Origin of the sequence: Candidatus Xenohaliotis californiensis (assembly GCF_963930935.1) — a bacterium.
GTDB lineage: Bacteria > Pseudomonadota > Alphaproteobacteria > Rickettsiales > CAWVOK01 > Xenohaliotis > Xenohaliotis californiensis.
Map to the genome: position 1 here is coordinate 1 of NZ_CAWVOK010000035.1, position 15,591 is coordinate 15,591.

The window sequence follows — 15,591 nt, forward strand, 5'->3', positions numbered from 1 at the left end:
TATATAATAAATTATTTAAATAATTTTAAATATAACAACACACTATAAGCACCAACTAATTAAACTATTAAGTTAATTTTACATAACATTTTAGTACATAATTAAATAATGTATCTTTTAACAAGCTTATAAAAATAATTTTTATCAAAAATATTCTAAAATACTAGAGAGTATTATGCTTATCTTTATCATCCATACCTTCAGCAACTGCACCACTAGAAGTAGTATTTTGATGAACAGTAAATGAATCAGATGAAGAAAAACTCTCTTTAGTGCCATTTTTTAATTGTTCCAATAATTTATGGCTATTGCTATTATTACCTGATTCTTTTGCATTACTTTGTGTAGCAATAAATTCTTTATAGGGAGTACTACTTCCTAATTTTTCTGTAGATGATTTGTAAACACTTTCTTTTAAAGAATCTTCACCATGAGCAGAAAAACCATTTGTTTCATTTGTATATTTTTTAAATGTAGTTTCTTGAGAATCAAATTTTTCATCATAGGCATAGCTAGATGGATGTTTTGCACCTATAAAAACACTTTCAATATCCTCACTAAAACTTACATGATTTTTTTTATCAGAAGGCTTTATTTTAACATCTTCCTTATTTTGTTCATATGATAATACCTCTTCATTAAGTTTGGCAATACTTTTGTCATCATATACAAATCTTCCACCTTTTACTTTAAGCAATCCTGCCATATTTTCTCTAATCTTATTTGTATAATCTGACCAATTTTTTACATGAAGTGGCTTATATCTCTTTCTTGTGTTTCTATACCTACCTTTAGCACCAGTAAGTTGTGAAAAAAGATCAGTAACAGATCCTTTTAATGCCTCATCTGTGTTACTTAATCCTAAAAGTGCCCCATTACCTGGCAATGAGAGCGCAGAACCAGCAACAAGTGTAAAGTGTTCATGCATATTGCAATTAAAGCCAAATGTATATTCACTGGCACTAACTGGGTCAAATGGACCACGTTTCATATATATTTGAGGTGAGGCAGCCACAGAAACTCTACTACCATTTTTTCTTGCCAAAACAGATACAAAATTTGACAAGTCATAGCCTTTAGTATCAACAATCTTACCACCAGTTTCTAAATTAATACATTCTATATTGGCAAGAATTTCTTTATTGCTATCTACTATCTCAACTATTGCCTCAAGAAGTATTCCATGCACTATTTCTGGTGAAAAATCACCAGAAAAAACACCAGCACCTAATCCTGGAACAGATATCCATGCTTTTTTGCCTAAAGTCTTGGCTCTTTCTGAGGCATGTACAAGTGTAGGAAGCAACCTGCCCTCTAAGCGTTCTCGAAAACGTCTTTTGTCTATAATGCCATTAACAACTACAGAATTATAATCAGGACTGCCCTTGCCATTAAGCAATAAACCTACAACAAAAGATAAATTTGTTGCAAAAGGTTTATTATTGTAGTTTCTTTCTCTGAGAGAAAATTTATTACCTGGTCTAATCCCACTCTGAAAAGCATTAACTGGCACAGATAGACAAATATTAGACAACAGGTCAAATTCCTCAGGTGTCCATTCAGTAGCACTGGGCACAATAGCCGTGGATGGTGCACAAAATTTTTCTTTTGCAGCAATCAAACAATCAATTAAATCATCTGGTTTAAAACCAACTATACCACCTATATTTTTACCATATTTTTTTTTTATTACTGCAGCTAATCTGCTGCCAGGTTTTTTTCTAGATTCTGATAAATCTTTTATATATTGTGTGCAGTTATCATATAATTTTTGTGAAATAACAAGCTGTACACCAGCTGCAACAAGATCATCTGCATTCTTTAATTCACTCTCTTTTAATTTAAACTTATTAAATTTATTTCCTATTGTTTTTATTTTATGATTTAAAAAAATCTCATTTATATCTCTATAAATACCATCATGCTCCTGAATTTTTGGCTTATGAATCTTGTTTTTATGAGTATGACTAGCAGCTGCTCTTAACTTGTCAGCATTATGCTTAGCACTTATTGTTTTTTTAATATGTTTTTTGTGCCTAGTTCTAACATTTTTTCTGTGCTTAGACATATTAGACTTTTCATTTAACATAATCTAACATCAATTAATATATTATATACATTATCTTAACATAGAATAATAAATTTTTACTAATTTCTAAAAAAATTAGTTTAATTATTGATGCAAATAGCTTAATATTAATACTATTTTTTTTAAAAAAATAATAGTTACAATATCTATTCTCTTCTCAAAGCAAAACATAAGCAATAACTAATATGCTTAAAATTTTAAATATTTTAATCTAAATAAACAGATGTTAGCTAGTAATTAATTACACCAATGCCATTCTGCTTAGGACTTTTGTTATTACTCTCAATCCCATCATAATAACCTCTTGGTTGTTGTGAATAATTTATAGTACCAGTATGCTGGTTATTATTATTCACTGAATTAGTGGACATATTACCATAATTACCAATAGTTGCAGGTTGGTAAGCATTATTGTAACTAGCTGATGGGACAGAGTGAGAAGATCCACCATGCAAAAATTTATTTACACCACCCATGACCACCTCTAAAAAAGCCATTGCTAAAGGAGAATTAGGGTGATTTTTACAATATTTATATATACTTCCCATCTGCTGATTAATATCAATATTAGCATCAATTTTTATACCTGCAATTGAGTTAGCAATTCCCATCAATTGAGAAATTTCCTGTTTCACACCATTTATTGTATTGGGATTGTTGGCAATCTCTGAGCACATAATAGAGCCAGTTTGAAGATATCCCATTTGCACCATAAACTCAGATATTGGGTTATAAAATTGACTTGCACTAACAAGCTTTGCACAGCAACAGACAACAGTACACAATAAATATATAAAATACACAACAAGCCAAATTTATCAAATATACAATCAATACTAGATAAAGTATTAACATGTCAAGCAACAAAAATATTTGTATACAATATAAAATAAGATCATAACAACTGATACACAGCACATATATTGCATTATGGCAAAGTTGAATAACATATTTTTAAATATTGCATGATATCAATAGATATATATCAATGAAGCTGGGTTAATATGAACAATGGATATAATAATGACTGGGATCAGTTTAGAAACAACAACAACAAACCATCACTGTATCAAATATGGATGATACAAGGTGAAGCTACAACAAGCCATTTTCTTTATAAAATCCTTAAAACAAACTTCCATTACTCAAACAGTACAACAATTAACATGATACGAGAAATAAGTGACACAGGATACACAATGTGTGGCACTTATACCAAGGACATTGCTGAGACTAAGGTTCATGAAGTAATGAAGAAAGCCTCCTCAGATAAACAATTTATAAAATTAATCATTCAAAAAGGGGTTGAGCATGTTGTCAGAAAATCTTAAAAAAAGCTTGAAAAAAGCGTTGGAAATTGCCAAATCCCTATCACATGAATATGCAACTCTAGAACATCTAATGCTTGCAATGATGGAGGATGGAGAAACTAGAGAAATACTAACAGGGTGTGGAGCAAAAATAGAAACATTGATTAATGAATTAAAAAATTTTTTACATAATGATCTATCAATGCTGGTTGTTGATAATATTGAAAAAACTAAACCAACTACTGGACTACAGAGAGTCATAAATCACGCTACAATGAGAGCATATGAAAATAATAGATCAAAAGTATCAACTACAGATATTCTATTAGAATTATTTGCAGAAAAAGAATCTCACACAGTATTCTTTCTTAATGAACAAAATGTTAGCTATATGGATATGCTCAATTATATTAACTGTAAGACTGTTAAAGGACAAGATATAGATGCTGATATTAAAAACATAGGAAATATTAATCAACCAGCTTATTTACTATACAGTTATCCTGCGCCAGAAAACAAAATCAATGAAGAAGTCAATGAAACAGAAAGTGAACAAAAAGACTTAGGTATTGCAAAAATACTAAATCTAAAAAACATTACATCATCTGACTCAGCATTTAAGGAAAATGAAGTGCTTGCTGAATATTGCACAAATCTTAATATAAAAGCAAAAAATGGTAGAATAGATGCACTTATTGGTCGCAATAAAGAAGTTGAGCGAACTATCCATATATTGCTAAGAAGAAATAAAAATAACCCATTATTAATTGGTGAGCCTGGAGTAGGAAAAACAGCAATAGCTGAAGGACTTGCACTTAAAATAATAAATAAACAAGTACCAGAACCTTTGGCAAATTGTATAGTTTATATGCTGGATATGGGATGCTTGTTAGCTGGTACTAGATATCGTGGTGATTTTGAAGAACGTATGAAAATGATCATCAAGGAAATTGAAAAAAACAAACATATCATCCTGTTTATTGATGAAATACACACCATTATGGGTGCTGGTGCAACTAATGGTGGTGCATTAGATGCCAGCAATCTTCTTAAGCCACCTTTAGCTAGAGGTGATATACGTTGCATTGGATCCACAACCTATAAAGAATATACCAATCAACTTTGCAAAGATAGAGCACTAATTAGAAGATTTCAACAAATTAACATAAAAGAACCATCAACTAAGGCTACTATAGAAATATTAAGAGGCATTAAATCTCACTATGAACAATATCATCAAATAAAATACACAGATGCAGCAATAATCAGTGCTGTAAAACTCTCTTCTAGATACATACATGAAAAATTATTACCAGACAAAGCAATAGATGTGATTGATGAAGCTGGAGCTGAACACAAAATACATAATAAAACAAACTGTGGCAATGTGACAGTAAAAAATATAGAAAACACTGTTGCACGGATTGCAAATATGCCACATACTAAAATTAGTGAAAAAGAAATAAAAGTATTAAAAAATCTTTCTAATCAAATCAAACAACATATATTTGGACAAGATAAAGCAATAGAAAATCTTTGCAACTCTATTAAAACTAGTAAAACAGGATTGCGCAATATATATAAACCACTGGGATGCTATCTATTCTCTGGTCCTAGTGGAGTTGGAAAAACTGAAACTGCAAAAAAAATTGCTGAATCATTAAAAATGAATTTAATTCGTATAGATATGTCAGAATACAGTGAGTCTCATGCAGTATCAAAAATGGTTGGCGCCCCACCAGGTTATGTTGGTCATGATCAAGGAGGATTGCTAACAGATCCAGTTTCAAAAAATCCATACAGTGTACTACTGCTTGATGAAATAGAAAAAGCACATAAAGATATATATAACTTATTATTGCAAATCATGGATCATGGTAAAATAACTGATAGTAATGGCAGGCAAACCAACTTCCAAAATGTAATAATAATAATGACAACAAATGCTGGATCATCAGACTTAGACCAACAGCCAGTGGGTTTTAACTCAGAAGAACAGTTCACTGAAAAACTTGAAAATAATAAAGAAATAAATAAAATTTTCTCACCAGAATTTCGCAATAGAATCAACTGCTTGATACAATTTAAGACTTTGGATGAAAACACTAAAAAATTAATTATAGAAAAATTTATAGAACAAATTAAAGAGCAACTTATGGAAGAGAAAATAAATGCTGAGATTGATAATTCAGCAATAGAGCATATTTTACAAAAAACAAAAACCTTAAAATATGGTGCTAGAAAAATAGAATCAATTATTAATGAAGAAATCAAACAACATATAGCAGATAAAATTATAGAAAATAAAATTATTAAAGGCTCAACTATTGCAATTAAAATCCAAAATGGAGAATGCATAATTAGCATTAGTAGTAGCAAAAAAGCCAGAAAGAAAAGAGGAGCTATATCTAACATGGTATAAAAGGCATGGCAAGCCTGCCATGCAATAATATCAATAAAAATATAAAACTAAGTGTTGATCTACAGATTTAACCATAGATAATTATAATAGAAAAAAACAATTATTTATCTAATTATAATAGTAATTTGATGCATAAACAACCTGTGGAAAAACTTATCAAATATAATGCAAATCCACATATAAGATCTAGATTTTATGAAAACATGGAAGAAAATCATACATGAAACAACCATGGAAGCTAGCAAAAATTTATGAGATATTTTTTGATAAATTAAATCTACAGGGACTGTAGATAATATTATTTTGCTTATAATAAAATTCAAAACTGACACAGTATACCATTGGCATTATCCTAATGCTCATTAAGCAAATTACTAACACTTAAAATATACATAATTAATTGCTGCTATACAGCAAAAATCTATTAATAACATTATATTTATAAAATATTTATAAAATACTCCCACCACTAAATATTTTGCATTATTAATAAAAACTTATTGTTTCACAGGTTATATCATTATTGTTTGCAAAAATTAGCTTAAAGCAAATACATATATCATAAAACAATCTCCACAAACAATAATGGTATAACTTTAACATTGCAAAGCAATCTATTCTTCATTATTGCAAATCCTGAAATATACCAGACATTTCATATTTGTTGTCAGCAATTTAGCATCAACCATCCTTAATTAAATAAAACACTTTAATTATGCTATTAATAAGCAGTGCTCCATTTCTTACTGCTTTTATTAAAATACATAGTATGATAGTTATCACTATCCAAAAATAAAGAATCTTCATTGCTAGCAACAATGCTAGAATTTTTATGTGGTCTGTAATTTATACCTTCTGAAACAGCAGCATCAGACAAAAAAAAACCTGATTCTGTTGTGTTTTTTGTGATACTGTGAACTATATTATTATTTATGATAAATCTAAGTGTAGTTGGACTTTCTACCTTAAAATGGCCTATGCCATGAACCATAAATATATCACCCACATTTAGACATGAATAAAACTCAAATCCAGCTGTATGACGTAATATTACAGCAAAATCAGTCTTTTGATCAAGTGGGTTAAATTGCTTAATTACATCAGATGATTGCGCATTATCTATTACATATAAACCATTATAAGAGACATTAAGAGTGCTTGTGTACTGAATAATTCCCCATGTATTAAAATATCTATATTGCTCTGGTACAGTAAAAGTTTTGGCAGCATGGGTAGAGGAAGCAATTATGTAAAGATCCCTAAATTCAGACCAATCTATAATATCATCATAATAATCATCAAATTTATTAGACATTGGATTAAGTGCATAATTAAAATCACTAACTAAAAATATTGAGTCATCATTGCAATTCTCACCATCTAATGCTATAGACTTGCATACCTTCCTAGATCCTGACATATCATATGCACCAAAAGATCCTTTTCCATAACTTAGCAGTATATATGCATTAACATCTTGATTTGATGTATCTAGAATATTATTCTTATCTTTATCAATAATACTAATGACGCCATTGTTTTTTTTAGTCATATAACCAAAAAAATCATCATATGACCTAGTAAGTGCAGCAACCACTACATAGTTAATTCTCCTATCCCAGCTATCATAAACATAGCTCTCAGGTATACCTAAATCTATAAATGGTACTGAACCATGAAGAACAAGTTCATTATCAGTACCACTGCTAATTAACTTGCTTGGTAACTTTGCATCTCGACATTGAGATTCTTTGCCATAATCTACATCATCATATGATAATGAAGATATCATTGGGCATGGCAAATAACCATGTTCTCTAACATAGGCTCTAATTGCATTGTTAATATAATGTATTCTATCTCTTGTAACATCAGCTTTATAGCTCATATTACGCATATTTGTTATATTCCACATTGCACCCATAACTATCATAGAAGCAATCATAACAACCAAAATTTCTATTAATACAATACCACGTTTTTTTTGCATAATAACTACCTAATGTGTTATTTTTATAAATTTAGCATTAGCACCAGAATATAATACAATCTTTCCATGCATTGCATTAAAGGCAAAATCATCAAAATTACCACTTGTGCCAATAAAACTATTATTTGAAATAAAAAGTATTGCTGGAAAACTTATAGAAGAAATACCAGATTTGCTATTGGTAAATTTAAGTGAATCTTGTGATAACAAATAAAAACCAGGTGAAAGGGAGATATCTGCAGCACCGGAAGTATCTGATTTTATATCACCATTTATAACAGCAACATTGCTCATATCACCAACATCATAAAAAATTGTATTATCGTAAATGATAAAAAATTCACCATTGTTGGTTATTATTCTATCGCCAGAAAAACATTGCTCTATATTTACTAATCCTTTACTCTCTTTCTTCACAATAAAATTATCATTACCAAATACACCTACGTACAAATATCTCATTCCATCTATTAATCCAGCACTACTACCATTGGTAATTCCATGAACATAAAATAATCTACCACCAATATCAAATGCACTAGCAACACTTGGCTTGTTAACAGATGCTGCCACAGCAGGAGATAATTCTTGAGTTGTTGACCACAACATCAAATCATCAAAATATGCACTGTCACTATAGTTAAGATTGGCATGTTTAAAATTAGAATCAGCATTGCAATTCTCTATATCAATACCATTAATACCAGTACTATAGCTACATGCTATCTGCACTTTATTGGCCTTATATGCACCAATCATCTTTCTGCCATGACTAAGTAGCAAATAAGATAAAACGTTCTTACTTACATCAATCACACTATTGCCATTAATATTTTTTATCTTAATTGCACCATTGCTATCTTTTGGCTTATAAGAATAAAACTCATTTATGGATTTAGTTAATGTTAAATACTGTGGTACAACATATAAAATCTTGCCACCCCATATGTCATAAGCATAAGATTCTGGTAATCCAAGTGTTTTAAATGGCACAACACCATGCACAACAGACTCACCATTGGAATCACTAGTCACAAGAGAAGACAAACTAGAACAATCAGAAGATTTGCCATAATTTGCATTAGAAGAGTCATTGCTAAATGATGCTGGACATGGTAATTTGCTATGCACATCTACATAAAACTTTAATGCTGATCTAACTGCCTCCATTCGAAGCTTAGTCATCTTTGTACCAGAAGTTATAGTAAAAAAATTAACCATACTCATCAATGCAGCAATCATGCTAGAAACAATCAGCATAAAAATAATTACCTCAACCAATGAAAGTGCTCTATTTTTGTCAATTTTTGAATAAAACATTTAGAGTGTATTAATAAAATAATTCATAAATATATATGCAAATGCTGTATAAATCGTAAACTATGCATCAATCAAATAAACATATTCTATATACTAAAAAGTGTTTAATAACTGTATATATCAATAGACCAAGATTGACTTCTTAAACAAAAAAAGCAATAATTCCAATTAATTAACAATTCAATAAGAGGTTACCATTGTCTATTGGACCATGGCAAGCAATGCTAGTTTTGTTAATAGTATTGATACTTTTTGGTGCTGGCAAACTGCCAAATGTAATGCACGATCTGGGGCATGGATTACGTAATTTTAAAAAAGCTATGCATGAAAATGAAGAAGATAATAATCTAAAAAAAACAGATCCTAATAATGCAAAAAAACAATAAAATTGTCTCTGATGTATTGCTTGATGTTGCAGCCTCATTTGCAGAAGATAAGATATCAATCAAAGAGATAAAAAATGCAATTAGGGAGCGTGGTTTTGCTATACTATTATTAGTTTTTTCTCTACCTCTTACAATACCATTACCAGTTCCACCTGGCTCAACAACAATAGCAGCAATACCATTGCTGCTATTTTCATTGCAAATGTCAATTGGCATGTCAACTCCATGGCTGCCTAAATGGGTAGAAAATAAGTCAATTAAAAGAACCACTCTTGCACTTATTGCAGAAAAAACTTCAGTGCCTTTAAGAAAAGTGGAAAAAATTACCTCAGCACGGCTAGATATTATTATATCATTATTAGGCAACAAAATATTTGCAATACTTTCACTTATATGCTCATTATCAATATCATTGCCTGTGCCACTAACTAATTTTATACCAGCAATTGGCATAGTTCTTATGTGTTTAGGTGTATTAAATCGTGATGGACTTATTATGATAATTGGCATAATAGTTGGAATATTTGGCTTATGTGTCTCTCTATCAGTAATAATTTTTGGTCCAAAAATGATTATAGCAATGTTCAAACATATTGTTAGCTAAACAATTGAACAATATGCAATCTTGCAATGCTAGGCATTTTAATGTAAAATGCTCTGAATGCCAACTTGGCTCAATGGTAGAGCAGCTGTTTTGTAAACAGCAGGTTATAGGTTCGAGTCCTATAGTTGGCATTTTTCTTAATCAGTGATTATACAGCTAACTGAATGCCAACTTGGCTCAATTGGTAGAGCAGCTGATTCGTAAACAGCAGGTTATAGGTTCGAGTCCTATAGTTGGCATTTTTCTTAATCAGTGAAAAATCAATTATACAGCTAACTGAATGCCAACTTGGCTCAATTGGTAGAGCAGCTGATTCGTGAACAGTAAACTGTGATCAAGTTACTGCAAGTGATATTGCATCTGTAAAAAATCCTCCAATGAAGACAATGATGCAACTTGTGGTATTGCACACATAACACCTGGCTCAACTATCTTATCTCTATTGTAAACTAAAACTTTTGTAGACATACTATGTGGATCAATGGTACCAGTCACCAAACCCATAAAAAATACAATGTCTAAAGACATTCCAGGGTGCAAGCATATTTTACCCATATCACTATGCAAAACATTCTTATCAAAAGTAGCCACAATTAAACACAGATTGCTGTCCTTTATGCACTGCTTAACCTTAAATGACTCACCATTACACTCATTTATTATATTAACTGTAAAAACTTTTTCTAACACATTTAGTATGTCATCAATAAAAACATCTTTACTATGCATCAATAAACATTTCTTTTTCTGTACTTCAGTATTCATGATGATCATATATAAAATAAAAATATTTTATACCTCATCACTAATCACAATGCAACCTAAAAACCCATAGGCAAAATTAATCTAAACATAAATCAAACTAACTCATGAACATACCACCATTAATATGCAAAGAATGCCCCGTAACATACCTAGCACCATCACTAGCAAGATACAAAGCACCACATGCTATATCCATTGGATTTCCAATAAAGCCCATGGGTACATTAGAAATTGCCCTTTCTTTTTGTTGATCATTAAGCACTTTAGTCATATTTGTATCTATAAAACCTGGCGCAATACAATTAATAGTAATATTCCTTGATGCAAACTCCAATGCCATAGTTTTTGTTAAAGATACCATTGCACCTTTGGCTGCTGCATAGTTTGCCTGTCCATAATTACCTGTAAATGCAACAATAGATGATATATTAATTATACGCCCCCACTTCTTTTTCATCATAGACCTACAAAACTCACGATTTAATATAAAAACAGATCTAAGATTAATTTCCATAATATCATCCCAATCGCCATCTTTCATCCGGATTGCAAGTGCATCTTTTGTAATACCAGCATTACAAATCAATATATCAACTCCATTATTTATTTGATTAGCTTTATCAACCAAGCCCCTAACTTCCTCTCTGTTGCTCAAATCACATCTAATTGTATACACTCTTTCATTCTCTGAAAAATTATTTTGCATCATAGTTAACTTATTTTGATTAGTTCCAGATAGAATTACTATAGCTCCATGCCGATAAAACAACTTAGCTATAGCACCACCTATACCACCACTAGCACCAGTAATAAGAGCAACTTTTCCATGTAAATCAAACATAACCTTAACCTAAAATGCAGATAAATAACTATATAATAACTATAACCAATTAGCCTGCAATATAATTATTTTGGTTGCACCATATCTTCTTTGATCAATCAGCTTATATGCATCACTAATCTGTAAATCCTTTTTTTTAGATAATTCCAATATTATCAAGCTATCCTTTCCACAAATATGTGTATTGGCAAAATTATCAAGAACCATTGGCAAAATATTAGCCTTATATGGAGGATCAATAAAAAAAACATCACATTTTCTATCAACAGAAGTTATTTTGTGAGTCATGTTATGATTAATAATAGTTACTTTTTCATTTGCATTAATACTATTGATATTGTCCCATGCCGTTGCTAAACATTTCTGATCATTATCTAACATAAAAACATGTTCTGCACCTCTAGATATTGCTTCAAGAGACATTGATCCACTACCACAAAAAAGATCAGCCACAACAAATCCTGATAACAAATCCATTCTGCTACCTAATATATTAAACACAGCCTCTCTAACCTTAGACATAGTTGGTCTTATATTATTATTAGATCTAATTTTTCTACCACGATGTTTGCCAGCTATAATAAAAGACATTAAGTATTTAACTTCTAATTAAACATAAATTATAGCACAGACAAAAAACAATATACAGCATTGTAATATGAGAATGATTCACATAAAACATTTAAACAAATTACTGTTATTTAGAATTAAGTAGCAAGTCAAATTTATTATATTTTAATACAATAGATTTATCTAATAGCAAATTTTTTTCAGTATTTATAATAATATCAATCTTTACAGATAAATCTACTGAATTAACACCATTTATAAGCAATGCTAGCTTCAAACTAAACAATTTGGCCAGCAGTTCTGTGGATGATATCTCAGCAAGGCGCTCAACAACAACATCAATCTCACTATAACAACGATCAGCAATCAATATATTGAACAACTCAATTAATGGCCAAGGATCAGATGCATTTACCTTGAAAAAATTATTAAGCAATGCTCTCTTTTCAATATCCATAACCTTATTTTTCTGTAATATTAGAATGATTTCTCTAGATATTAATGGTAATTTAAGCAATTTGTACTGATGCAATAAAAATTTTTTAGCTACCTTAACACCATCTATATGATACAAAACTCTACTGTATTCTAAAATATAGCCTAAATTATTCTTATCAATTAACATCAGCTCTTCAAGAATATGTTTAGCTTTCTTAATATTGCCATCCTTGCAAATATCAACTGCCAAATTATACAGACACCATGCTTTATATGGTAATAAAAATTTTTTATGCTTTCTGCCAGCAGAGTCAACATACTTAATCACTTCATTCCAGCTGCCATTCTCAGACCATAGCTTCAATACTAATCTTTTAAACCAATCTGGCTGATACATAGTTGACAATGATTTACTTGCCATTAAAATTAAATTATCTAAATTAATATCCTTGTTGCTATCTTTCAAAAATTTAATACCCAGCAATCTAGTGTCATCATAATTTAACAACTTGCTGAATTCTATATTGGCCTTTACTTTATTGTTCTCCATTAATAGTATATATGCTTTTATCACCATAACTTCAGCAACATCGCCAAGAATTGTGCGTGCCTTATAGTAAAACATTTTAGTAGTCACTAAATTATCTGATAGTATTCCAATAAAAGCCTCCATTAAAGCTATCATTCCATGCTCATATCTATTATTATGATGCTTATCATAAAATCTCTTAGGAATGGATAAAAAAAATAATACAGTGTTATATATAGCTACAAAAAATAAACAAATATATATTGCACAAAATAAAATCAATCCAAATGAAACACTTATTTCATAATCACTGTATTTAAAATTCAAAGATGGCAGAGTTAAATGTGCATACCATGCTACAAATAAAATAACAATTAGCATACATAAATGCTTTATAGCTTTTAACATAAATATTCCTTTCTACCAAAAGATATAGGGTATAAATAAACTACAATAAAATAAAAAACATAACAAAATATGTATTACTACTCAACAACCTTATGTTGATCATTTTGCTGCTCTGCTTTAACAAGTGGTGAACATAAGACATATCTATTGTGCATAGTGTCCACAACTTCTTTAAAAGCTTGCTTAAGCTTTATTGTAGATCTTAAGTCATATATAATAGATGGAACAAAATCTACAAAACTAGGATTGTTTTCCATCCTACTATATATTTCAGACAGTGAAAGTTTATCATGTTTTATATCTGATGAAAGCTTTAATAACTCATTCTTTAATTTTATATTTTGAATATTTTTTTCCTTTTTTCTTAATTTTATTAAAGAAAAAAAATTCTTCTCCATAAAGCTATCCTCATTTATCTCACTTATTAAGTTATCTAATTCTAAAGCAATCATTAAAGGATTTCTATATATCAAACTTTCATTAGACTCTACCATTTTAACTAACTGCATTATCTGTTCACCATAAACACTACCTAAATCTTGCCAATTATTAACTGTAAACGTTTTTAAAGCATGCATTGAGCTTGTTACATTATTTAACCAATACAAGCTAGCATATAAATCAACAATTGCAAGTGAAGCTATAGATACAGCATGACACTGGTTAATACTTAGTGTATAAAAAAATTTATCAACCATACCAATGTAATTATCTTGGTTGCAGTCACTGCAATCTTTTATCTGCTGCTGAGAAGTAATCCAGTACCAATTCACAAATAATAAGCATAAAGAAAATCCAAAAAACATAAAGCTAAGCAAAAAAAACATAACACCTTTACTTTTCTTTATGTCTTTTGCAGTATTATCACTATTGATGGAATACTCTTGATTTCCCATGGTTATTTTTTATCATGTTTTTATATTTGTAATTTAAGCTCAATCTATTGAAAGTATTTTTATGAAACTATCACACTTAAACTGTAAACCAGTAGACAAAAAAACTAAGCCTATGTCTATAAAAAAAGCAAAACATATGCTAAAAAAATTGAATACATGGGAGCTGATGAGGTCAAACTATTTGTATTTACACTGTCTTTTCTTTTTTAGCTCATTTAAATTTGTCTCATCATTTATTAATCAAGTAAACAAGCTAACAAAAACAGAAAAACACTATCCAAATATTACTTTTGGCAAAGATTATGCAATAATTAGCATTCACACAACCAAAATTAATGGATTACATTTAAATGATTTTATCATTGCTAAAAAAATAAGCGCTATCTTTGGAGCAATAAGTGATGAAAATAAAGAACAAATATCAAGTGAATTACAAGCTACTTTTGACAAGGATGATGAAAATCAAAACATTAATACCACAAGCAAAACAGAAAAATCAACAAATAAAGATGATAAATCCACGATCAATAACTCCAAGATAAACACTGGTGACAATCTTTATAATAATGAAGATGAGAATGAGGATGAGGATGAAGAAGATGAGGATGATATAGAGGATGAAGATGAGGATGATATAGAGGATGAAGATGAAGAAGATGAAGATGAAGATGATATAGAGGATGAAGATGAGGATGAAGAAGATGAGGATGATATAGAGGATGAAGATGAGGATGAAGAAGATGAAGATGATATAGAGGATGAAGATGAGGATGAAGATGAGGATGAAGATGAGGATGAAGAAGATGAAGAAGATGAAGATGATATAGAGGATGAAGATGAAGATGAAGAAGATGAGGATGATATAGAGGATGAAGATGAAGAAGATGAGGATGATATAGAGGATGAAGATGAAGATGAAGAAGATGAGGATGAAGAAGATGAGGATGATATAGAGGATGAAGATGAAGAAGATGAGGATGATGAGGATGATATAGAGGATGAAGATGAAGAAGATGAGGATGA

14 protein-coding genes and 2 tRNA genes are annotated in these 15,591 nt (G+C 30.1%); 7 read left to right on the forward strand and 9 right to left on the reverse strand.

Annotated features, from left to right (window positions below):
- Nucleotides 1–163 precede the first annotated feature (163 nt).
- Both AABI72_RS04870 and AABI72_RS04875 read right to left on the reverse strand, forming a co-directional pair.
- On the reverse strand, nucleotides 164–2,089 hold the full coding sequence (locus AABI72_RS04870; RefSeq protein ID WP_338364976.1) for a hypothetical protein: 1,926 nt from the start codon (nucleotides 2,087–2,089) through the stop codon (nucleotides 164–166).
- Nucleotides 2,090–2,319: 230 nt separating this feature from the next.
- Nucleotides 2,320–2,793: a hypothetical protein gene (locus tag AABI72_RS04875; RefSeq protein WP_338364979.1), complete on the reverse strand. Its 474-nt coding sequence runs from the start codon at nucleotides 2,791–2,793 to the stop codon at nucleotides 2,320–2,322.
- A gap of 300 nt (nucleotides 2,794–3,093) precedes the next feature.
- Here AABI72_RS04875 and AABI72_RS04880 point away from each other — a divergent pair, with 300 nt between their 5' ends.
- Both AABI72_RS04880 and AABI72_RS04885 read left to right on the forward strand, forming a co-directional pair.
- Nucleotides 3,094–3,420: an ATP-dependent Clp protease adaptor ClpS gene (locus tag AABI72_RS04880; protein WP_338364981.1), complete on the forward strand. Its 327-nt coding sequence runs from the start codon at nucleotides 3,094–3,096 to the stop codon at nucleotides 3,418–3,420.
- On the forward strand, nucleotides 3,401–5,821 hold the full coding sequence (locus AABI72_RS04885; RefSeq protein WP_338364983.1) for an AAA family ATPase: 2,421 nt from the start codon (nucleotides 3,401–3,403) through the stop codon (nucleotides 5,819–5,821). The genes AABI72_RS04880 and AABI72_RS04885 overlap by 20 nt, the downstream gene beginning before the upstream one ends.
- A 721-nt stretch (nucleotides 5,822–6,542) precedes the next feature.
- Here AABI72_RS04885 and AABI72_RS04890 read toward each other — a convergent pair.
- Both AABI72_RS04890 and AABI72_RS04895 read right to left on the reverse strand, forming a co-directional pair.
- The gene (locus AABI72_RS04890; RefSeq protein ID WP_338364985.1) at nucleotides 6,543–7,811 is read right to left on the reverse strand and encodes a type II secretion system protein; all 1,269 of its coding nucleotides are present in this window, start codon (nucleotides 7,809–7,811) and stop codon (nucleotides 6,543–6,545) included.
- A gap of 9 nt (nucleotides 7,812–7,820) precedes the next feature.
- Nucleotides 7,821–9,131, reverse strand: a complete 1,311-nt coding sequence (locus AABI72_RS04895; RefSeq protein ID WP_338364987.1) for a hypothetical protein — start codon at nucleotides 9,129–9,131, stop codon at nucleotides 7,821–7,823.
- Between the two features lie 197 nt (nucleotides 9,132–9,328).
- Here AABI72_RS04895 and tatA point away from each other — a divergent pair, with 197 nt between their 5' ends.
- The 4 genes from tatA to AABI72_RS04915 all read left to right on the forward strand — a co-directional run bounded on the left by tatA (nucleotide 9,329) and on the right by AABI72_RS04915 (nucleotide 10,360).
- A complete protein-coding gene (tatA, locus tag AABI72_RS04900; RefSeq protein WP_338364989.1) occupies nucleotides 9,329–9,517 on the forward strand; it encodes a twin-arginine translocase TatA/TatE family subunit in 189 nt (62 codons plus the stop codon).
- Nucleotides 9,501–10,121, forward strand: coding sequence for an exopolysaccharide biosynthesis protein (locus tag AABI72_RS04905; RefSeq protein WP_338364991.1), 621 nt, complete (start codon nucleotides 9,501–9,503; stop codon nucleotides 10,119–10,121). Before tatA ends, AABI72_RS04905 begins: the two co-directional genes overlap by 17 nt.
- A 59-nt stretch (nucleotides 10,122–10,180) precedes the next feature.
- Nucleotides 10,181–10,252, forward strand: a tRNA-Thr gene (locus tag AABI72_RS04910).
- Between the two features lie 35 nt (nucleotides 10,253–10,287).
- Nucleotides 10,288–10,360, forward strand: a tRNA-Thr gene (locus AABI72_RS04915).
- A 100-nt stretch (nucleotides 10,361–10,460) separates the two neighbouring features.
- On the opposite strand, the gene AABI72_RS04920 is transcribed toward AABI72_RS04915, so the two are convergent.
- The 5 genes from AABI72_RS04920 to AABI72_RS04940 all read right to left on the reverse strand — a co-directional run bounded on the left by AABI72_RS04920 (nucleotide 10,461) and on the right by AABI72_RS04940 (nucleotide 14,568).
- Nucleotides 10,461–10,886, reverse strand: coding sequence for a hypothetical protein (locus AABI72_RS04920; protein ID WP_338364993.1), 426 nt, complete (start codon nucleotides 10,884–10,886; stop codon nucleotides 10,461–10,463).
- Nucleotides 10,887–10,983: 97 nt separating this feature from the next.
- On the reverse strand, nucleotides 10,984–11,727 hold the full coding sequence (gene fabG / locus AABI72_RS04925) for a 3-oxoacyl-ACP reductase FabG (RefSeq protein ID WP_338364995.1): 744 nt from the start codon (nucleotides 11,725–11,727) through the stop codon (nucleotides 10,984–10,986).
- A 39-nt stretch (nucleotides 11,728–11,766) separates the two neighbouring features.
- Nucleotides 11,767–12,318, reverse strand: coding sequence for a 16S rRNA (guanine(966)-N(2))-methyltransferase RsmD (gene rsmD, locus AABI72_RS04930; RefSeq protein ID WP_338364997.1), 552 nt, complete (start codon nucleotides 12,316–12,318; stop codon nucleotides 11,767–11,769).
- Between the two features lie 106 nt (nucleotides 12,319–12,424).
- A complete protein-coding gene (locus AABI72_RS04935; RefSeq protein WP_338364999.1) occupies nucleotides 12,425–13,672 on the reverse strand; it encodes a hypothetical protein in 1,248 nt (415 codons plus the stop codon).
- A gap of 77 nt (nucleotides 13,673–13,749) precedes the next feature.
- Nucleotides 13,750–14,568 carry a hypothetical protein gene (locus tag AABI72_RS04940; protein ID WP_338365001.1) on the reverse strand — a complete coding sequence of 273 codons (819 nt, stop codon included), beginning with the start codon at nucleotides 14,566–14,568 and terminating at the stop codon, nucleotides 13,750–13,752.
- 61 nt (nucleotides 14,569–14,629) lie between these two features.
- Between AABI72_RS04940 and AABI72_RS04945 the strand changes: the two genes are divergently transcribed.
- Nucleotides 14,630–15,591, forward strand: a 962-nt coding sequence (locus AABI72_RS04945; RefSeq protein ID WP_338365004.1) for a 4a-hydroxytetrahydrobiopterin dehydratase, incomplete at its 3' end; no start/stop codon positions are given.